15 protein-coding genes are annotated in these 20390 nt (G+C 68.9%); 5 read left to right on the forward strand and 10 right to left on the reverse strand.

Annotated elements, in window-relative coordinates:
• Window positions 1-20: 20 nt before the first annotated feature.
• A complete protein-coding gene (locus QHF83_RS09005; RefSeq protein WP_282417357.1) occupies window positions 21-4781 on the reverse strand; it encodes a MopE-related protein in 4761 nt (1586 codons plus the stop codon).
• Between the two features lie 183 nt (window positions 4782-4964).
• Here QHF83_RS09005 and QHF83_RS09010 point away from each other — a divergent pair, with 183 nt between their 5' ends.
• From QHF83_RS09010 to QHF83_RS09030, 5 genes are all read left to right on the forward strand, one after another.
• A complete protein-coding gene (locus QHF83_RS09010) occupies window positions 4965-5567 on the forward strand; it encodes an OmpH family outer membrane protein (protein WP_272428930.1) in 603 nt (200 codons plus the stop codon).
• 10 nt (window positions 5568-5577) lie between these two features.
• Complete coding sequence (locus tag QHF83_RS09015; RefSeq protein ID WP_282417358.1) at window positions 5578-6537, forward strand: UDP-3-O-(3-hydroxymyristoyl)glucosamine N-acyltransferase; 960 nt, start codon at window positions 5578-5580, stop codon at window positions 6535-6537.
• Window positions 6538-6563: 26 nt separating this feature from the next.
• Complete coding sequence (gene fabZ / locus QHF83_RS09020) at window positions 6564-7004, forward strand: 3-hydroxyacyl-ACP dehydratase FabZ (RefSeq protein WP_348980436.1); 441 nt, start codon at window positions 6564-6566, stop codon at window positions 7002-7004.
• Window positions 7001-8428: a class I SAM-dependent methyltransferase gene (locus QHF83_RS09025; RefSeq protein ID WP_282417360.1), complete on the forward strand. Its 1428-nt coding sequence runs from the start codon at window positions 7001-7003 to the stop codon at window positions 8426-8428. The genes fabZ and QHF83_RS09025 overlap by 4 nt, the downstream gene beginning before the upstream one ends.
• Window positions 8429-8614: 186 nt before the next feature.
• Window positions 8615-11098 (forward strand): MXAN_6577-like cysteine-rich protein, encoded by a 2484-nt coding sequence (locus QHF83_RS09030; RefSeq protein ID WP_282417361.1) that lies wholly within the window; start codon window positions 8615-8617, stop codon window positions 11096-11098.
• A 182-nt stretch (window positions 11099-11280) separates the two neighbouring features.
• Here QHF83_RS09030 and QHF83_RS09035 read toward each other — a convergent pair whose 3' ends face one another.
• The 9 genes from QHF83_RS09035 to QHF83_RS09075 all read right to left on the reverse strand — a co-directional run bounded on the left by QHF83_RS09035 (window position 11281) and on the right by QHF83_RS09075 (window position 20155).
• Window positions 11281-14328: a right-handed parallel beta-helix repeat-containing protein gene (locus QHF83_RS09035; RefSeq protein ID WP_282417362.1), complete on the reverse strand. Its 3048-nt coding sequence runs from the start codon at window positions 14326-14328 to the stop codon at window positions 11281-11283.
• A gap of 282 nt (window positions 14329-14610) precedes the next feature.
• On the reverse strand, window positions 14611-15363 hold the full coding sequence (locus QHF83_RS09040) for a hypothetical protein (RefSeq protein ID WP_282417363.1): 753 nt from the start codon (window positions 15361-15363) through the stop codon (window positions 14611-14613).
• A gap of 116 nt (window positions 15364-15479) precedes the next feature.
• Window positions 15480-15992, reverse strand: coding sequence for a thioredoxin family protein (locus QHF83_RS09045; protein ID WP_348980435.1), 513 nt, complete (start codon window positions 15990-15992; stop codon window positions 15480-15482).
• A 33-nt stretch (window positions 15993-16025) separates the two neighbouring features.
• Window positions 16026-16757, reverse strand: coding sequence for a zf-HC2 domain-containing protein (locus QHF83_RS09050; RefSeq protein ID WP_282417365.1), 732 nt, complete (start codon window positions 16755-16757; stop codon window positions 16026-16028).
• The gene (locus tag QHF83_RS09055; protein WP_282417366.1) at window positions 16744-17277 is read right to left on the reverse strand and encodes an RNA polymerase sigma factor; all 534 of its coding nucleotides are present in this window, start codon (window positions 17275-17277) and stop codon (window positions 16744-16746) included. The genes QHF83_RS09050 and QHF83_RS09055 overlap by 14 nt, the downstream gene beginning before the upstream one ends.
• Before the next feature lie 4 nt (window positions 17278-17281).
• Window positions 17282-18337 carry a TQO small subunit DoxD gene (locus QHF83_RS09060; RefSeq protein ID WP_282417367.1) on the reverse strand — a complete coding sequence of 352 codons (1056 nt, stop codon included), beginning with the start codon at window positions 18335-18337 and terminating at the stop codon, window positions 17282-17284.
• A 72-nt stretch (window positions 18338-18409) separates the two neighbouring features.
• Window positions 18410-19228: a hypothetical protein gene (locus QHF83_RS09065; protein WP_282417368.1), complete on the reverse strand. Its 819-nt coding sequence runs from the start codon at window positions 19226-19228 to the stop codon at window positions 18410-18412.
• A 134-nt stretch (window positions 19229-19362) separates the two neighbouring features.
• A complete protein-coding gene (locus tag QHF83_RS09070; protein WP_282417369.1) occupies window positions 19363-19668 on the reverse strand; it encodes a helix-turn-helix transcriptional regulator in 306 nt (101 codons plus the stop codon).
• Between the two features lie 85 nt (window positions 19669-19753).
• Window positions 19754-20155 carry a hypothetical protein gene (locus QHF83_RS09075; protein WP_282417370.1) on the reverse strand — a complete coding sequence of 134 codons (402 nt, stop codon included), beginning with the start codon at window positions 20153-20155 and terminating at the stop codon, window positions 19754-19756.
• Window positions 20156-20390: the final 235 nt, after the last annotated feature.

Here is a 20390-nt window from a genome sequence, read left to right on the forward strand (position 1 = left end):
TGTGTAGGGACGTGGGTTGATTACGCGCGCCGCTTGCGGCGCAGGACGAGCGCGCCGAGCGCCGCGATCGCGAGGGCCACGCCGCCCGGCGCGCCTTCGGTTTGCCCCGTGGCGCAGGCGCAACCGCCGCCGGCCAGGCGAATCGCTTCCTCCGGGGACACGCAGAGCCCCGGCGCGGTGTTCGTCGAGGTGCACTCCTCGCCCGTCGGGCAACCGTTGCCGCCTTCGCCGCGGCAGCCCTCCGTGCACGAGCCTTCCACGCAGATCTGACCGCTGTTCGGGCCGCCGCAATCCTCGTCCGTCTCGCAGGGCCCCTCGACGTCGTCGGCCGGATCGAGCGGGTTCGTCTCGCCCGCGTCCACCACGCCGTCCTTGTCCTTGTCCTCGAGCCCGTCGCGCACGCCGCCGTCGTCCGTGTCGGCGTCGAGCGGATCGGTCTTCGTCCCGCCCTTGTCGCCGTCGGGGATGCAATTGCCGGCCATCGGGTTCGTCCCTGGCCCCGAGCAATCGAAGCCGAGCTCGGTCCCGTCGAAGAGCCCGTCGTCGTCGCTGTCCGGATCGAGCCCATTGATGAGCCCGTCGCCGTCCGTGTCGACCCCGACGCTCGGCTCCGCGCCGTCCGGCGCGCCGTCGTCGTCGCTGTCGGCGTCGAACGGATCCGTGCCGATCTGCGCCTCCTCGGCGTCCGTCAGCCCGTCGCCGTCCGAGTCGAGCTTCGTCGCGTCGTCGCTCCCGTCGTTCGGATCGATCTCGCCCGGATCGACCACGCCGTTGCCGTTCGTGTCCTCGTCGCCGTCGGACACGCCGCCGTCGTCCGTGTCCGGATCGAGCGGCGAGGTCGTCGTCGCGCCCATGTCCGCGTCCGCGACGCAGTTGCCCGCGGCCGGGTCCGTGGCCGGCGAGCTGCAGTTCTGACCCATCTCGGTGCCGTCGAAGAGCCCGTCGTCGTCGCTGTCCGGATCGAGCGCGTTGATCGTGCCGTCGCCGTCGGTGTCATCGGTCGGGTTCGGCTCCTGCCCGTCGATCACGCCGTCGTCGTCGGTGTCGGCGTCGTTCGGATCGGTCCCGATCGTCTCCTCGACCTCGTCGCTCAGCCCATCGCCGTCCGTGTCCGTCACGGTCAGGTCGTCGACGCCGTTCCCGGCCGTCGGGTTCGTCTCGCCCGGGTCGATCTTGCCGTCGAGGTTCCAGTCCTCCGACCCGTCGCTCACCGACCCGTCGTCGGTATCCCAGTCGAGCGGATCGGTCGTCGTGAGCCCGCCGTCCGCGTCGCCCACGCAATGGCCCGCCGTGATGTCCGTCGCCGGATCCGTGCAATCGAGGCCGAGCTCGGTCCCATCGAAGAGCCCGTCGTTGTCGCTGTCCGGATCGAGCGCGTTGATGAGCCCGTCGCCGTCCGTGTCCACGCCGAAGCTCGGCTCGTCGCCGTCGCGCACGCCGTCGTCGTCCGTGTCCGCGTCGTTCGGATCGGTCCCGATCACCTCCTCGTCGTCGTCGAAGATCCCGTCGCCGTCCGTGTCCGGCGGATCGTCGGCGCCGTGGCCCGCGGTCGGGTCCGTCTCGCCGGGGTCGATGACGCCGTCCTTGTCCTTGTCTTCGGCCCCGTCGCTCGCGCCGCCGTCGTCCGTGTCCCAGTCGAGCGGATCGGTCTTCGTCGCGCCGTTATCGCCGTCGGGGATGCAGTGACCCGCGGACGGATCCGTGTCCGGATCCGTGCAGCCCTTGCCCATCTCGAGCCCGTCCGGCAGCCCGTCGTTGTCGCTGTCGGGGTCGAGCGCGTTGATGAACCCGTCGCCGTCCGTGTCCTCGCCGAGGTCCGGCTCCTCCGCGTCGGAGACACCGTCGTCGTCCGAGTCCCAGTCGAACGGATCGGTCCCGAGCATCGTCTCCAGCTTGTCGAGCAGCCCGTCGCCGTCGCTGTCGAGCGGATCGTCTTCGCCGTTGCCCTTCGTCGGGTTCGTCTCGCCCGGATCGATCGCACCGTCCTTGTTCTTGTCCTCGGCCCCGTCGGACACGCCGCCGTCGTCCGAGTCCGGATCGACCATCGACGTGTGCGTCGCGCCCATGTCGGCGTCGGCTCGGCAGGCGTTCGCCGCGGGGTTCGTCGACGGATGCGAGCAATCGTTGCCGACCTCCGTCCCGTCGAAGAGCCCGTCGCCGTCGCTGTCCGAATCGCGGACGTTGATCTTGCCGTCGCCGTCGGTGTCGTCGGACGGGTTCGCCTCGTCGCCATCGAGCACGCCGTCGTCGTCCGTGTCCGCGTCGTTCGGGTTCGAGCCGAGGAAGAACTCGAGCTGGTTCGTCAGCCCGTCGCCGTCGTTATCCAGGTTCGACAGCTGCTGATCGTCGGGCGCGTTGCCCTCGGTCGGATCCGTCTCGTTGATGTCGATCCGACCGTTGAGATTGCGATCCTCGGCCCCGTCCCTCACGCCGCCGCCGTCGGTGTCCCGATCGACCGGCGATGTCTGGAGAGCGCCGCCGTCCGCGTCGGGCCGGCAGTTCTGCGCGGCCGGGTCCGTCGCGGGGTGCGTGCAGTTCTTCCCGGTCTCCGTGCCGTCGAAGAGCGCGTCGTCGTCGCTGTCCGGATCGAGCGTGTTCACGAGCCCGTCGCCGTCGGTGTCGTCGGACGGGTTCGCCTCATCGCCGTCGAGCAGGCCGTCATCGTCGCTGTCGGCGTCGTTCGGATCCGTGCCGATCGTCTCCTCCAGCCCGTCGCTCAGCCCGTCGCCGTCCGCGTCCTTCGTCTGCGCGTCGTCCGCGCCGCTGCCCGCCGTGGGGTCGGTCTCGCCCGCGTCGACCACGCCGTCGAGATCCGCGTCCTCCGACCCGTCGATCACGCCGCCGCCGTCCGAATCCGGATCGAGCGGGTTCGTCTTCGTGAGGCCCGCGTCCCCGTCGGGCCTGCAATGACCGGCCGCCACGTCCGTGCCGGGCCCGCTGCAATCTCTGCCGGTCTCCGTGCCGTCGTAGAGCCCGTCGTCGTCGCTGTCGGCGTCGAGCCCGTTGACGAGCCCGTCGCCGTCCGTATCGATCGCGACGTCCGTCTCCTCGCCGTCGGCCACGCCGTCGTCGTCGCTGTCGGCGTCCGCGGGGTCGGTCCCGATCTGCTCCTCGATCGCGTCGATGAGCCCGTCGCCGTCGGTGTCCGGGCAGCCGTTGTCGAGCGCGCCGTCGCAATCCTGGTCGACGGCGTCGCCGCAGACCTCGGTGCTCGGCATCCCCGCGACGGCGTTGCAGGCCGTACCGCCCTCGGGGGTACACACCATCGAGCCCACGACCGCGCACGCGCCGACGCCCTCGACGCACGCCGCGCCGAGGCCGAGATCCTCGTCCTCGAGGCCATCACAATCGTCGTCCGCGAAGTTGCACGCCTCGGGGAGCTCGCCCGGAAGAACCGCCGGCACGCACGCCACGCTGCCCGACGAACAGGCCGTGATCCCCACGCTGCAGGCGCCGGCGAGGCCGGTCACGCAGGCCTCTCCGCCGCCCGGATCGCCGTCGTCGGCGAAGCCATTGCAATCGTCGTCGAGCCCGTTGCACGTCTCGGTTTGCGGCGTGCCCGGCGTCGCGCTGCAGGTCGCGCCGCCTTGCCCGTCGCAGACGATCTCGCCCGAAGCCGCGCAGACGCCGAGCCCCTCGGTGCAGTTCGTGCCGAGGGAAAACCCTTCGTCCGTCTGACCGTCGCAATCGTCGTCGAGCGTGTTGCACGCCTCCGCGTTCGCTCCGGGCGTCACGTTCGGCGTGCACTGGATCACGCCGGAGAGACAGTTCTCCGTGCCCGCGCTGCACACGCCGGCGAGACCCGTCACGCACGCGCCGCCGCCCCCGGGGTTTCCATCGTCGACCACGCCGTCGCAGTTGTCGTCGACCGCGTTGCACGTCTCCTGCGAGGGTTCGCCCGGGAACGCGTCGCACACGGACTGGCCCGCCGCGTTGCAGAAGCGCGTGCCCGACTGCGCGCACGCGCCCGTCCCGGCGGAGCAGGGCTGCCCGTAATCGGCGCAAGTCTGCGGAATGCAGCCCGATCCGCCGCAGAGATACGGATCACTCAAGACGAGCGCGAGGTCCAGGGTGCTCGTGAAATCGGTCGACAGCGTCGAGGTGCTGACGCCGGTGCCGCACGCAAAACGGAGCGGCGTCGCGTCCCCGACCCCCGCGGCCTGGAGGAGGGATTTTTCGACCGCCCAGTCGACGAAGAAATCGGCGTCCGGCGCGGCGATCGGGAACACCGAGCCCGCCGCGACCTGCCGCGCGTATCCGAAGCCCGGCTGCCCGAGCTGCAGCGGGCCGAGGTAGGCCTTCACCATCACCTCGGGCGTATCGGCCGGCGAGCCCGCGGTTTGCTGGGTCGTGTTCACCCAGAAGCGCACGGCGTCCGGCGCCGAGATGCCGTCGACGAGCGCGCTGAACTCGAAATCCGACGCGTCGGCGTCCGCGTCGATCACGCACCCGAAGCTCGAGCCGTTGTCGAAGTTCGTCGCCGTGACGAGGGCCGTCGCGTTGACGCGCAGGCGGAAGTAGAAGTGCGTCCAGTCCGCGTGCACGTACGCCACGGGATTCGCCGCGTTCCCCACGATGTCGCGCGCGCCCGTCGCGTCACCGGAGACATCGCCGATCGGCAGGTGTGTGCCCGAGCCGGCGTCGAAGCGCGTGAGCGGCGCCCACGTCGCGACGGCGGGGAAGGTTTGCGCGGTCGCGGCCGCGGAGAGCGTGGTCGCAGCGAGCCCGAACAGCAGCGCGATGCTGCGCCCTCGGCGCCTGCGAGAGTCGAACAATCCCATGAGGTCCTCGTATGGTTCTCCGACATAACCGCGGTGACAAACACGACGCAAGGGCGATGCCGCGCACCCTTCCCGCTTTTCTCCGTCACGCCACGCGGAGACGCGGCTCCGCTTCCTGCCCTCACGGCGTGCGGCGTGCTTGACCGCATCTCCGTGCGCAGGTAAGCGAGCTTCATCCTCTTCATGCTACCGCGTCGCCTTCCCCGCCTCCACGCGGCACTCGCCGCCTCCGTGCTCTCCGCGCTCGTCTCGCTCGCCCCGGCCGAGGCCTCGGCCGACAGCAAGATCGCGGTCGTCGACGTCCAGCAGGCCGTCATGCAGACCGAGGACGGCATCCGCGCGCAGGGCACGTTGAAAAAGCTCTTCGACAAGCGCCAGAAGGAGCTCGACGCGAAGCAAGAGGAGCTCCAGCGCGCGCGCGAGGACATCGAGCGCCAGGCCCGCGTGCTCTCGCGCGAGGCCCTCGCCCGCCGCATGGAGGACTGGCAGCGCCGCATGGTCGAGCTCCAGACGAGCTTCGTCGACTACAACAAGGAGCTCCAGAAGAAGCAGGGCGACCTGACGGGCCCGATCCTTCGCAAGATGATGGGCATCATCACCCGCCTCGCGAAGAAGAGCGGCTACGAGCTCATCCTCGACCGCTCCGCGACGCCTTACGCGCGGCCGGATCTCGACCTCACCGAGCAGGTCGTGCAGATGTACAACTCCGGCGGCGACGGCGGCGGCGACGCCCCGGCCGAGGGCGGCGGCGACAAGCCGTCGGGAGGCGGCGACGAAAAGAAGTAGCGGCGGCGCCGTGCTCCCCGCGCCCGTGCCTCTCCGCGAGCTCGCGGCGAAGCACGGCGGCATGCTCGATCCGGGTCTCGAGGACGCCGTCGTGTCCCGCGTCGCCCCGGTCGATGTGGAGACCTCCGAAGGCGCGACGACGCTCGCGCCGCTGCTCTCGCGCCGCTACCTCGAAGCCGCGCGCGCGAGCGCGACCTTCTTGCTCGTCGACGGTCCGCTCGCCTCGCTCGTGCCCGCGGGCAAACGCTGGATCCACCCGCGCGCCGCGTACGCGCTCGCCTGCGTGCTCGAACAGGTTCCTCGGCCCGAGCCCGTGGATGCCCGCGCGCTCGCGCGGATCGATCCTCTCGCGATCGTCGATCCCACCGCGATCATCGGCCCCTTCGCCGTCGTGTATGCCGGCGCCGAGATCGGCCCGCACTGCCGCATCGAGCCGCACGTCGTCGTCTACGGCGGCGTCTCGCTCGGCGCGCGTGTCACGGTCGGCGCCTCGTCGGTCCTCGGGCGCCCCGGGTTTGGCTGGGCCGCATCTCCCACCGGCGGCGTCGTGCGGATGCCGCAGCTCGGCGGCGTCGTCGTCGAGGACGACGTCGAGATCGGCCCGCTCTGCACCGTCGACGCGGGCACGCTCGCGCCGACCGTGATCGGCCGCGGCGCCAAGCTCGACGCGCACGTGCACGTCGGCCACAACGCCTCGATCGGCGAGGGCACGCTCGTCGCGGCGCAAGCGGGCTTCGCGGGCTCGTCGCGCATCGGCGCGGGCGTGCTCGTGGGCGGGCAGGTCGGCGTCGCGGATCATTGCGAGGTCGGCGCGGGGGCGCGTCTCGCGGCGAAGGCGGGCGTCATCGGCGACGTGCCCGCGGGCGCGGTCTTCGGCGGGTATCCAGCGGTCGAAAAGGCGCGGTGGCTGCGGGCGACGGCGCGTATTCTCGAAGAGCCGGGGCGCAAGCGGAAGGGACGGTCAGGGTGACCGAAGGGGCCAACGTAAAACTCCCGATCGAGGTGCGCGAGATCCTCACGATCTTGCCGCACCGGTATCCGATGGTGATGGTCGATCGCGTGACGGAGCTCGTCCCGGGCGAGCGCATCGCGGGGCACAAGTGCGTCGCGTACAACGAGCCCTGGTTCCAGGGCCATTTCCCCTCGCACCCGATCATGCCCGGCGTCCTCATCGTCGAATCGATGGTGCAGATCGGCGGCCTGCTCGCGCACGCGTCCGACCCTGCGCGGGCCGAGCAGCCCAAGGTCGTGCTTTTCCTGGGCATCGACAAGGCGCGCTTCCGCCGGCCCGTCGTGCCGGGTGACCGGCTCGACCTCTCCGCCACCGCCCTCCAGCGACGGGGCCCGGTGTGGAAGCTCCGGGGCGAGGCGCGCGTCGACGGCAACCTCTGCGCCGAGGCGGAGATGCTCGCGCAGGTCGCGGACGCCTCGCGGTGACGGCGCTTTCGCGGGCCTCGCGCGTCGAGCGTGGGGACTGGCAAACGCCCCTCGATCTCGCGCGGCAAGTCTCTCGCCTCGCCGCGCGGCTCGGCGCGCGCCCGGCCTCGATCCTCGAGCCCACGTGCGGCCGCGGCGCCTTCCTCACGGCCGCCGCCGAGGTTTTTCCGGACACCCCCGCTCGCGGGTTCGACATCGACCCCGGGCACGTGGAGACGGCGCGCCGCGCGCTCGCGGGCCGCCCGGTCGAGATTGCCCTCGGCGATTGCTTCGAGGTCGCGTGGGAGGACGTGCTCGCGGCGATGCCGGATCCGGTCCTCGTGCTCGGCAATCCGCCCTGGGTCACGAGCGCGGACCTCGGCGCGCTCGGCTCGCGGAATTTGCCGAAGAAATCGAATTTCAAGCGATTCCGGGGCCTCGACGCCCAGACCGGCAAGAGCAATTTCGACGTCTCGGAGTGGATCCTCCTGCGCCTGCTCAGGGCGCTCCGGGCCCGTGATTTCCGCATGGTCGTGCTCTGCAAAAGCAGCGTGGCGCGGCGGGTGATGGAGCACGTGATCGGCGAGGGCCTCTCGCTCTCGGGCGCGACGTACCGGATCGACGCGCGTGGCGCCTTCGACGTGTCGACGGCGGCCGTGGTGATGACGCTCGCGACGGATCCGCCCGGATCTTCGCCTGCGCGCGGCTGGGCCGTCTTCGATTCGCTCGACGCCGAAGCCCCCCGGCGGACGATGGGCGTGCACGGCGGCCGGCTCTACAGCGACATCGATCGATTCGAGCGCACGCAGAGCCTCGAAGGCCAATGCACGCCGGCGTGGCGCTCGGGGCTCAAGCACGACTGCGCGCCGGTGATGGAGCTCGAGGCGAGGGACGGCGCGCTCGTGAATGGCCTCGGCGAGCGGGTCGACATCGAGGATTCGGTGGTCTTCCCGCTGCTCAAGGGCTCGGACGTGGCGAATGGCCGGCGCCCGGGGAGGCGCTTCGTGCTCGTGCCACAACGCTCGCTCGGCGAGGAGACGCGGACCTTGCAAGCCGATGCGCCGCGCGCGTGGGCCTACCTCGTCCGGCACGAGGGCAAGCTCGACGTCCGCAAGAGCTCCATTTACCGCGACAAACCTCCGTTCTCGGTCTTCGGCATCGGCCCGTACACGTTCGCGCCCTACAAAGTGGCGATTTGCGGGCTGTACAAGAAATTTTCCTTCTCGCTGGTGGAGCCGCACGAGGGGCGCCCGGTGGTGCTCGACGACACGTGTTACTTCCTCCCGTTCGAGGCGCGCGAGGAGGCCGAGGCGGCGCTCCGGGCCTTGCAGAGCGAGGAAGCGCGGGCCTTCTTCGAGGCGCGCGTCTTCTGGGAGGACAAGAGGCCGATCGGGAAAGCCCTCTTGCAGTCGATATCGTTGAAGGCGCTCGAGCGCCCCCTCTGACGACGCGCGTCGACGAGCCTGCGGCGGCCCTCGCGCAATCGTGACGCGGGGCACGCACGCACACGCCTGCTTTCCGGGGCTCGAACAATGGTACCATGGGAGGTTGGCTGCGGAGTGCTTTGCGTCCCAACCACGATCTTACGGGGATGAACCATGAAGCGATCCCGATCTTACGGAATGGAATCAATGACGACGACCCTCGGCGCGCGGCACGGAGGGCTCGCGCTCACCGCGCTCGTCACGGCGCTCGTTTCCCTCGGCTGCTCCGGAGGCGGTGATGGCACGGGCGGCGCGGGGGGCACCGGCGGCACCGGCGGTGAAGGCGGCGCCGCGTCGTCGTCGTCGTCGAGCGGAGGAGGCACGTGCGCCCCCGGGCAAGCCGCGTGTAGCGGGGCGTGCGTCGACCTCGACACGGACCCGACGAACTGCGGCGCCTGCGGCAGCGCGTGCGCGGTGGGCGAGGTCTGCTCGCAGGGCGCCTGCGCCCTCAACTGCGCCGGCGGCACCACGAAGTGCGGCGATCTGTGCGTCGATACCAACCTCGACCCCGCGAACTGCGGCGCCTGCGGCAGCACGTGTGCGCCCGGCGAGGTCTGCTCGCAGGGCGCCTGCTCGCTCACCTGCGCCGGCGGCACCACGAAGTGCGGCGATCTGTGCGTCGATACCAACCTCGACCCCGCGAACTGCGGCGCCTGCGGAAGCACGTGTGCGTCCGGCGAGGTCTGCTCGCAAGGCGCCTGCTCGCTCACCTGCGCCGGCGGCACCACGCAATGCGGCAGCGCCTGCGTCAACCTCTCGAACGACCCGGCGAACTGCGGCGCATGCGACAACACCTGCCCGGCGGGTCAGGTCTGCACGAGCGGCGCCTGCGCGCTCACCTGCGTCGGCGGCGCCACGAAATGCGGCGATGCCTGCGTCGACACCTCGAACGACCCGGCGAACTGCGGCGCATGCAACACCGTCTGCGCGATCGGCGAGGTCTGCTCGCAGGGCGCCTGCGCGCTCGCCTGCGCCGGCGGCACCACGAAATGCGGCGATGCCTGCGTCGACACCTCGAACGACCCGGCGAACTGCGGCGCATGCAACACCGTCTGCGCGATCGGCGAGGTCTGCTCGCAGGGCGCCTGCGCCCTCACCTGCGCCGGCGGCACCACGAAATGCGGCGGCGCCTGTGTCGACCCGATGAACGACCCGTCGAACTGCGGCGCCTGCGGCAATGCCTGCGCGGCCGGCGAGGTCTGCTCGAACGGCGCCTGCGGATTCGCCTGCGCCGGCGGCACCACGCAATGCGGCAGCGCCTGCGTGAACACGATGAACGACCCCGCCCACTGCGGCGCGTGTGACAATGCCTGCGCGGCCGGCGAGGTCTGCTCGAACGGCGCCTGCGGCGTGAGCTGCGGCGGCGGCACCACGCAATGCGGCAGCACGTGCGTCGACACCTCGAGCAACAAGGCGAACTGCGGCGCCTGCGGCAACGCATGCTCGTCGAGCCAGGTCTGCGCGGCCGGCGCCTGCGCTTGCCTCCCCGGACAGAGCACGTGCGGCGCGAGCTGCGTGAACCTGTCCGACAACAGCCTCGCCTGCGGCGACTGCAACACCGCGTGCGGCTCGAACCAGGTCTGCGCGGCCAGCGTCTGCACGAACCTCGTGCTCGGCAATGGCAGGGTGGGCGGCACGTACACGGGCACGTTCCCGCCGACGGTCGCCGTCCTGTATGCGGGCACGACGAACGACCTCCAGACCAAGCTCCAGGCCACGGGCGCGTTCGCGTCCGTCGGCTTCGTCAACATCAACAGCACGACCCCGACGCTGGCGCAGATGAAGGCCTACGACGCGGTCGCGGTCATGACGTACCTCTCGGTCACGGCCACGATCGGCGACAACCTGGCCGACTATTACGAGCAGGGCGGCGGCGTCGTGCTCTTCGATTACGAGGCGCAGGAAACGGGCACGTTCGGCCTGAAGGGTCGCTTCGCCACGCAATACACGCTCTCGACGCCCATCGCGGCGGCCTCGTTCCTCACGACGAAGGTCACGCTCGGCACGATTCTCGAGCCGGGCAGCCCGCTGCTCACGGGCGTCACGACGTTCGGCTACCAGGTCTCGTCCCCGCTCCACATGCCGGCGTCGGCCTTCAACAAGAACAACCCGATCGTCGTCGCGCAGTACTCGGACGGCACGCCCGCCCTGGTCCGAAGCGTGGTATCGAGCGGCCCCGCGACCGGGCGCAATCTGATCGAGATCAACGGCTTCGGCCATTCGTCCGCGGGCAACTCCACCTACGGCTGGGATTCGACGACCGACGGCGCGAAGCTCGTGCGCAATGCGCTGCTCGCGTCGATGCCGCTGCCGGCCTTCACGACGGCGCAGCAGGTGAGCTTCGCGAGCCAGGCGGTCTACACGCAGAGCGCGCCGCAGACGTTGACGTACACGAACCCGTCGAATAGCTCGCAGACGATCACGGCGCTCTCGCTGAGCGGGGCGCACATCGGCGAGTTCACGGTGACGCCGTCTTCGCCCTTGCCGGTCACGGTCCCGGCGGGCGGCACGTTCACGGCGGACGTCCATTTCAAGCCCGCGGGCACGGGGCTCCGGGCCGCGACGCTTTCGGCGACGGTATCGGGGCTCTCGGGCAAGGCCACGACCCTGCTTCAGGGAACGGGCATGTGACCCGAGGGAGGGTGCTCCTCCGCGCCTCGCCGAGGTTTCACCCCAAACCCGAACAAGGACCCGTCCTGGAAGCTTGATGCGTCGACCGCGGTGCGGTCGACGTATCAAGCTCGGAGCGAGACGTGCCGCGCGCCACGCCCGGATCCGCTCCCCGTCACCAATAGGTCACGCCGGGGGAGTGGTCAGGGTGTGTCGATGGCGGGCGGCAGCGCCTCGAGCCCAGCGCTCTTGGCGCCGCATTGCCCGGTCGGTTCGGGACAGCCGCAGAGATTGTCGTGGCTCCCCTCGAAGGACCAATCGTAGCCGGCTTCGTTCTCTCCATTCAGGTCGAATTTGTGGCAGACGAGCTGGCTGGACACGACCTGGATCGTGCTGCCGAAATTAGCGATGCCCGCACGCGTATTGTTCTCCACTCGGGTTTCCGCGATGGCGACGGAGGGCGGAAGGGCACCCCATGTCGAGACGAACGCCGGATCGGAAGCCGCCGTGATCCCGTCACCGCCCTGTTCGTACTGGTTCGGCGTCGTGCCGCGTACGAGCGTCGATTCAATGGTTGCGTCCGAGTTCACCACGAAGATGCCGGATTCATGGTTGTCCTCGATGAGACAAGCATACACCTCGGCGTTTGCCCGCTCCCCAGTCGCCTCGTCCAGTTGCACCTGAATACCTCGTCCCAAGTCACCATCTTCCCGAAGCTGGGAATCCCGCACCACACTCGCCTCGATCCGGACATCCGCCCCCAACATGCCGATGCCGAGCCTCTTGTTTTTTTCGATGAGCGCTGCGCGTACGATGACGTTGGCATGCTCTCCCGTGGGGGCGTTCTCGACCATGATACCGGCGGTGGACTGGTTCTCCCGCACCACTGTCGCCTCGATGAGCACATCCGACGAGCCGACGTAAATGCCTACATCGGAGTTCTGCTCGATCGTACATGCGTATACGGTGGCGTTCGAGCGCTGGCCCGCATTGCCCGCTCCTGCCGTGAACGGTACACTCTGTATGTTGATGCCCCGACCCGGTCCTTCCGTCCCGTCCGACATCGTTTTGCGAACCAGCGTAGCCTCGATCAGCGCCTCCGCGCCTACGACGGAGATACCTATGCTGTGGTTGTCATGAATACTGGATTGCCGTACCGTCAGGGTTGCGGGCGCCCCTGTCTCCCAAGATACGACCTCGATACCTCGCCCGGACTCTACGGCTCCGTCAGGCATGGTTTCCCGAACGGCGGTCCCATCGATCTCCATGTCCGAGTCCTTGACCAACACGCCAAAACCGTGGCTTTTTTCCACGATCGAATGGGTCAGCGTCACATTGGCTCTCTGGGCCGGCCCCAGAAGCGTCTCGGCCACGAGGCCAATTCCATTGACCCCGTTTGCTCCGGGCTGAGTCGCCCGGATCACCGTTGCCTCGACGGTAACATCGGACGCACCCACGTACATACCGATTTCGTGATTATTTTCGATGAGACAATCCGACACCGCGACCTTCGCGCGAGGAATGTCATGAGAAGAGGTCGCCACGATCATCCCCCAGCCGAGTTTCCCGTCTCCGTCCAGCTGGGTTCCTTGAACCACCGTAGCCTCGACGGAAGCGTCCGAATCGAGCACGTGCAAGCCGTGGATGTGGTTTTTCTCGAGCCGTGATCCGCGAACGATGACATTCGAGCGAGCTCCCGTGTCGGGCTGGGACACCAATTTGATTCCTGCGCTATACGTACCCACGTCGATGGGCTTCGTCTCGCGGACCACCGTCGTCTCGATCAACCCATCCGAACCCATCAGAAGAATGCCCCCTTCACGATTGTCATCGATGAGCGACGCGCGCACCGTCACGTCCGATCGTACATCGGGTCCAGATCCCTGGGCCCAGATACCGCCTCCTGATTGCCCGCTACCATCGAGGGGGGTCCCCCGCACGACCGTCGATTCAATCACCGCGTCCGATGCCGCCACGAAGATGCCGAACTGATGGTTCTTCTCCAGGAACGACCCGCGAACGGTCGCATGGGAGCGCCCTACTGTCGTGCGGCCTATTTCGATACCCCGCCCCGATTGCCCATTCCCGTCGGGCAGCGTCCCGGTGACCACCGTCGCCTCGACGAGCACGTCGGAAGCTAGGACGAAGATCCCCGTCTCGTGATTTCGTTCGACGCTCGAATCGCGCACCGTGAGGTGGGACCGCGTCGTATCGTCCGGCTGAGCAAGGATGCCTCTTCCAGCCGCCCCACCAGCATCGCTCTTCGTCTCGCGCACCACCGATCGCTCGATCGTGACCGTGGCTCCCAATGCAACCACGCCGGCCGAAGTCGCGCGCTCGACGAGCGAATTCGTCAACGCAATCACCGCTGAGCTCGCGACCGAGTTGACTGCTGCGATCCCGAGATCTCCTGTATCGTGGACGCGAACCCTGTCCAGCACGACGTCGACCGACCCGATGGCGATACCGTACTTCGGACCGGTGATCGAAATCCCTCGCACTTCGCTCGCACTCGCGGCGGCCCCTCGAACCAAAATGGCCGTGAGTCCATTGCTCGTCCCCGCGATCTCCACCATCGACGGGCACCTCCCCCACAACTTCACCGGTTTCCCTTCAATGGTCAGATTTTCCGCATACGTACCTGCCGCAATCGCGACGATCGCGCCAGTCGCCGCCGCGTTCAGCCCAGCCTTGATCGTCTTCCACGGCTTCGCCTGCGACCCGTCGCTGTCGTTCAGCGGATACGCCGCATTCACGAACTCGGTCGTTGCATCGACAGGAATGTTCCCCCAATCGCCCGTGCCGCACGGCGCGACCTCGCGACAAACCATGTCTCCCGGCACGGCCATCATCCCATCGGGACAAGGATCCATCGGCAGAATCGGCGCACAGCCTTGATGGCCATCCGGCGAAAACCCCGTCGCGCAGAGCTCCTGCGGAATCCCCGCAGCCTGGCACCCACCCCCTGCCTTCTCCATCTCCCCCGGCGGGCAGGCCATGTCCGGCGGCAGGCCCGCCGGCGCGCATCCACCCCCCGCCATTTCCCATTCCCCCGGCGGGCACACCATGTCTGGCGGCAGGCCCGCGGGTTGACACTGACCATCCTCGAGCAACAGCTCTCCCGCAGGGCAGGTCTTGGGCGACGCCGCGGGCGCCGCCTCCGGTTCGCTCGAGCATCCCTCGGACGCGAGGAGCACGAGCAGCAGCGCGAGCACCAAACACCTCGAGAGAGGGCGCATCATCGACAGCATGGCTTTCTCCACGGACACGGGAGGAACTGGCGACGAGCGATGGTAACATGGAGTCCGCTCGGGGGGCGCGGAGCTCGTCAGGAAGGTGACGGAGGCGTTCGCGACGCGCAGCCGCGATGTCGAGCGCAGTCGTGGCTCGCTGGCGGGGGGCGAGGCCTCGGGCCTGAGGCTTTGGTACAGGCCTCTCGTGTTGCGGCGGAAGACGACGAATTGGGAGCTTGCGACATCCGCGCGGGATCGTCTTGGGGACGCCAAGCTACTGGCACGCGTGCCGGCGGGGTTTCATGGGGCGTGGGTGCCTGGGTGAGCGGGCGAGGGGCGCGAGCGGCATCTCCCGCCTTCAAGGGCGCACGTGTAGGGCGGTGCTTCGATGCGCGGCGGCACGCTCCAGGGCGGGCAGCTCATGCCGGGCGGCAGGATCCGCGCCGCCTCGCAGGGCTCACCGACGGTGCACACGTTTTTCACCGTCGCCAGCTCGCCGCGCGGGACCTGCTCGCCGTCGGCGACGAACCACCCGTCCTGCGCGTTCCCGGTCACGAGGGCGCAGCCGGCCCACGCATCGCAGAGCATTGCGGGTAGGCATGGCTGCTCGACCGGTACGCGCATGGGCTGTCCGTCGGGGCCCGTCGCCGTCGCCTCGCAGAGGCCGTCGCGGCAGACTGCGCGCGTGGGCCCCTCCGGGCACGCGAGCGGCGGGCACGTCGAAGGCGGGTGGGCCGCGCAGTACCGCTGCAGATCCGCGTGCCAGCGGCGCGTGCCAGGCGTCGTCCCGCAAGCCAGGCAGCACGCGTGCGCGCCCGCCACGTCCAGCCGCGCCACGGCGCAGTCGTCGTCGCGCTTGCAGGCGCGTTCGACCTTGGGCGGCGCTCCCGCGGCGACCCCCGCGGAAGGGGTAGGAGGCGCGGAATCGGCCTGCGCGGCCTGTCGAGCGGTCGACGCGGAATCGGTGGTGTGCGCGTCGGCGCGCCGATCGGGCGCGTGGCAGGACCCTAGCAGCAAGCCTGTGCTGACGATCAGGGCGCGGAAGCGGAGCATTGCGTTCCTTCTCGTCATATACCCGTACACCGCGGCGAAACAAGACCCGCTCTCATGACGCGCTCGTCGCCGCTCGCCCCTGTTCTTCCGACAGCGTCTCCTTCGCCCTCTGGCCCTCAGATCGGCGGACATGCGCGTCCGCGGACCTCGCCGAGCGCCGAAGCGAGCTTCTCCCGCGTCTGGACCCCGACCATCCGCAAGACCTCCGCGCCCTGCGCGTCGATCCCGACGAATGTCGGTAATGCCCGGACTTCGTAACGCTCCGCGAGCGCCTCGCCCTCGGGCTCGTCGATGCTCACGTGCACGAGCGATCCGTCTGCCTCGGCGAGGCACCGCCGCTCGACTTGGTCCACGATGGGCGCCATCCGCGCGCAAGCAGCGCAAGAAGCGCTCGTGAATTCAAGGAGCCTCGGCTGTCCGCCGGTAGAGAGGCCACCGCCGCCACGCCGCCCAGAGCCGCTCGGCATGGCGCATGTCGTCGCGGAGCCCGTTGCGCAAGGGACAGCCGAAGCCGCACCTCGATTTGCATCCGACCGATCCAGGAAAACTCCAAGTGCGACCGTCAACGTGACGAGCGATGCGATTGCAGTCGCCGCGACTCGACCCCGGTTCGATGACCTCGGAAACATCTCCTCACCTTTCCTTCAGGAAACAAGCCGCGTTCACGGAGCTTCGAGCGCCGCGGCGAGCGTCTTTTCGCTCGTCTCGGCGACAGCCAGCATGGGTTGCCGCGCGGTCTTCGCGCAAATCCGATTGCGGAGCGGCGCACGCGCGCAGCGAACCTCGCCTCGCGAGAGCGATTCGGCCGCCAACGCGGCGCTCGATCCCGGCCTCGGCACGAATACGGTGACCGGTTTGTCGTCCTGCATGTACATGAGCGCTGCCGTCCGATCGCCCTCGAGCTGGCAAAGGCGCGCCCCGAGCAGTTTCGCCCCGGGCATGGAGGGCACCTCCACCGCATACCCGAGCCTCTGCTCCAGCCACCGAGCGATGACCGCGGGATCGGACGAATCGAGCTCGCACGGTTTTTCTCTGGCGAATCCTCGCAGGTGGTGGCTCACGAGCTCGTCCGCCATCGCCTGCGCGATGCCGCCACGCGAAAGCAAGAGCGCCGCCCCCATACCAAACGACGCCGCCGCGAGCAACGCGACGAGCGCGAGCCGACGCCGAGGACGCGCGGGCTCATCGAGCGATTTCGTTTGGTGCACGGCGCGCGCGGGCACGTCGGCTCTGGCCGAGCGTCGCAACGATTGCCGCGTCTGCGCGAGGAAATCAGCCGTCCCGCGGCAAACGGCACACGATGCCAGGTGCGCCTCGATTCGCCCCGCTTCCACGGGGTTCACCTCCCCGTCGTGCCATGCCGAGACATTGTCGAATTCGTCACATCTTGCCATGATGCACCGCACTCTCTGGATTCGCCTCGGATAGCCCCTCGAATAGCGCTGCCCGCGCCCGCGCGAGGCGCGAACGCACCGTGCCCACGGGAGAGCCTTGCACCGACGCGATTTCCTCGTACGAAAGCTCCTCCACCTCGCGCAAGAGCAGCGCTTCCTTCCATTCGGGCGGCATCGCATCGAGGGCGTGCGTCACCCGGTCGTCGAACGAGCGGCGCAGGATCTCCTCCTCGAGATCCTCGCTCGGCTCCGGCGCCTCTCTGCCCTTGCCTCCCTGGATCACCTCGAAGCGCCGCGCCGCCCCGCGAACACCATTCAAGAGCACCGTGCGTTGCACCTGAAAAAGCCAGGCCCGCATTCGCTCCTCGTCCCGCAGATCACCTCGCTTCTCCATCGCCCGCACCACGGTCGATTGCACGAGATCCTCGGCGTCCGTCTCCGAGCGGGTCATCTTCCTTGCCATCCGGAAGAGCGCAGGCAGTTCGGCGACGAGACGTTCGACGAAGGACCGACCCGCCACGCTCTCACTCCCTCGTGACCAGCCGCGGTGCGATTTCGAGCCCAGCATCCCACGCGGCGCCGCTCACATCCGAAACCCGCACGCGGTAACGCCCCGGCGATGGCACCTCCGGCGGGATCGACAAAACGACGTCCGCGACGCTCCCGAGCGGTAGAACGAGCCCATGGGGTCCGGGGCGAACCTTCACGAGATAATGGTTCGTGATCGCGCTCGCCGGCAGCGAAGCCAAGGCCCGCGCGTCCCAGCCATGCACCGGTTTCCCGGCTTCGTCGAGGATCGCGATATCCACGATGAACGCGCCATACGTGTCCGGCCCTCCGTCGCGGGCGAGCTTCAGCCGTAGCGCGCCCGCTCCATCCAGCTCCGCGGCCGAAATCGTCACGTGCGGCCGCACCGAGTGATTGTGCAGCTTGCCCCAGACTCCGCCGAAGAAAATCTGGTTGGTCGCGAGCGTGAGCGCGAGCGTCGCTCCTGCGAGGGCAATCCCGCCGCGGCGGACGATCCCCGGGCGAAGCGGCAGCGACCCCGAGGCGAGGAGCGCAAAGGCGCGGCTCTCACGAAGCCGTGGAAAACGCGAGGTGAGGGCGGCATCGAGCCCAAAACGTCCGGCGCCCCCGAAAATGACGGAAATTCCACCCGCTATCCCCAGCACACCGATTTGCCACTCGTCGAGGCACGTCGACCCGATCCACCCCGCGCCGAGCAGGATGCCCCCCGACAACATCACGACGCCCGCGGCCGCGGCGCGCGTGAGGAGCCCGAGCATCAGCCCCAGCCCCGCCGCCCCTTCGAGCACGGTGAAGACCACGAGGAAGGGGTGTAGCACCTCGGGGTGCCGCACCAGCCAATCGAGGAGCCCACGCACGCCGATCGCGTGCGGCAGGAAGTGGTTGAACTTCTCCCCGACGTACCCCGCCGCATCGGGCACCATCTTTTCCGGTTCGAGCACGAAGCGCCGCCAAAGCGCGGAGAAGAAGAGCCACCCGGTCACGAGGCGGAGCGAGAGGAGCGCGAGGGTCGAGTCCTGCGTGGACGAGCCCGAGGAAGGAGCTTCTTGCATGCCGCGGAGGAGGACACGACGAGCGACCAACAAAGTTCCCGGGCGGTCCTGTGCTCGACCAGAATGTTGTCGTCAGGCAATCTCGCGGTCGCTTCGACCCCTGCCGGAGCGGGCGACCTGCCGACGTAGAACGCGCCAGTGCACCCACGAAACCGCCACGACGAACGCGGTTCCAAGGAACACGAGCGGGTCGCCGGTCTGCATGAATTCGCGCGCGTTCCAGCCGATCACCGCAACCCCCAGCGCGATGAACCAGCGGGGATCCGCGAGCCCGGAGACGGTGCAAGCGACGAGCAGAAGGGCCGCGACCGCGGCCGCGCTCCGGTCGACCGTGCCGGGCACGAGGTGCCAGGTCGTCGTCGCGAACCAAGCCGCGAGGCGAAAGGTCGCCGTCGCGAACGACGCCAGCGCAAGCCCGACGAGCGCCGGCCGCACCGCGAGCGCGCGCTCGGTCTTCCTCGCGGCGACCGTGAACGCAGCGACGAGGAAGGGGATGGCGCCCGGAACCGCCATGCCGAGAGCCCACCGGATGCCGATGGGTCCCGGGTAGCGGAGCGTCCCGAGGAGGCCGATGGCGCCGAGGGTGATGGCTCCCGCCCAGATGAGCACGCGCCGCTGCTGCAGCATCGCGACCGCGAGGAGCACGTACGCCGCGAACTCGAGCGCGAGCGGGCCGGCGTAGAGCGCGAGCTCCTCGGACGGCACACCGGCGGCGCTGTTGCCTGGAAGCCAGCGCAGGAACCACCCGAAGCGAAGCAGGAGGGTGCCGACGCGAACGCTGGCGAGGAGGGTCGCTCCGAGCACGATGCCCTGTGCGAGCACGACACGGAACGGTTGGTTTGCGGGCGTCGTCGCGTGGGCACGAATCGCCGACAGGACGAGATCCAACACGTCTCGCGGGTGGGGCCAGGACTGCTCGGCCCTGCAAGTCTCGAGCGTGGTACGGACGAGATCTTCCTCCCACCGCGCTCGAAACGACGTAGGAAAGAGGGAGATGAGCGCGCGGACGCGACGTTCGAGGGGGCTCATCGGTGCGCGAGCCTTCGCTTGGCGAGCCCCACGAGGGCCTCCCGCCGTTCGGTTTCTTCGACGAGGATGCTCCGCCCGCGCCGCGTCAGGCGGTAATAACGTCGCGGCCGCCCCTCCTCGATTTCCTCGCGATCGAGCTCGACGTGACCGGCTTCTTCCAGTCGCTCGAGTGCTCCGTACAAAGTCCCGGGGCCGAGCCGGATCGTTCCGCGGCTCAACTCACTGGCCTCGAGAAGGATGCCGTAGCCATGGCGAGGCCGATCCGAAAGCGCGAGGAGGATCAGGTACGTGGGGTCCTGCATCGGTACCCGACCAACATATCGCCTCAGGATATATCGGTCAACGATATATCGAGCCCTGGCGGTCCGAGATCTCGGCGTCGCGCGTCTACGTGGACGGAGGATGCTCGCTCTCCGCTATCTTGGCCTCGAGTCGCGCCAGGGCTTGCTCCAGGTTCGTGCGCTGCGAGCGACTCTCGATTCCATACTCGTAGAAGCCGTCGTCTCCGCCCAGTTGCTCCGGGTAGCGCGAGCGGAGCCACGCACGCAATCGTTCGCTCACCGAGGGGTGCATGAGGTCGAGCCGCACGCACATGCCCGGTGAGATCCAGCTCCCTCTGTACACGCCGTCATGGGGTGGTGCATTCGGGATGAGCGGGGGCTTGGGCGCCGCCTGTTCGTAACGGTGCGGGACCCAGCCGACCTCCCAGATCGGGCGCGCCGGAACCGCATCGATCGCGTCAGCGAACGGCAGCAACGCGGGCGAGAGCCTGGAGGGGGAAATGGACATCGGGTGCGAATACCACGCCCTTACGCGCACGTCGACGCCGGTCGGCGGCAACTTTTTCGTCGCCCCGCTCGTCGGTGGCGCGGTGATGGGCGGATCGTTTTGATTCGTCACGCAGGCAAGGACACGAGCCCGGTGCGCCTCACCGGGGCTTTGCCATCTCGTCGGCGAAGGGGCAGGTCTTGATGCCCTGAGCTTCGACTTCCTTGCGAAATACCTCGGGCCGACTCCCCGGGGC

This window comes from Polyangium sp. 15x6 (assembly GCF_029960785.1).
GTDB lineage: Bacteria > Myxococcota_A > Polyangia > Polyangiales > Polyangiaceae > Polyangium.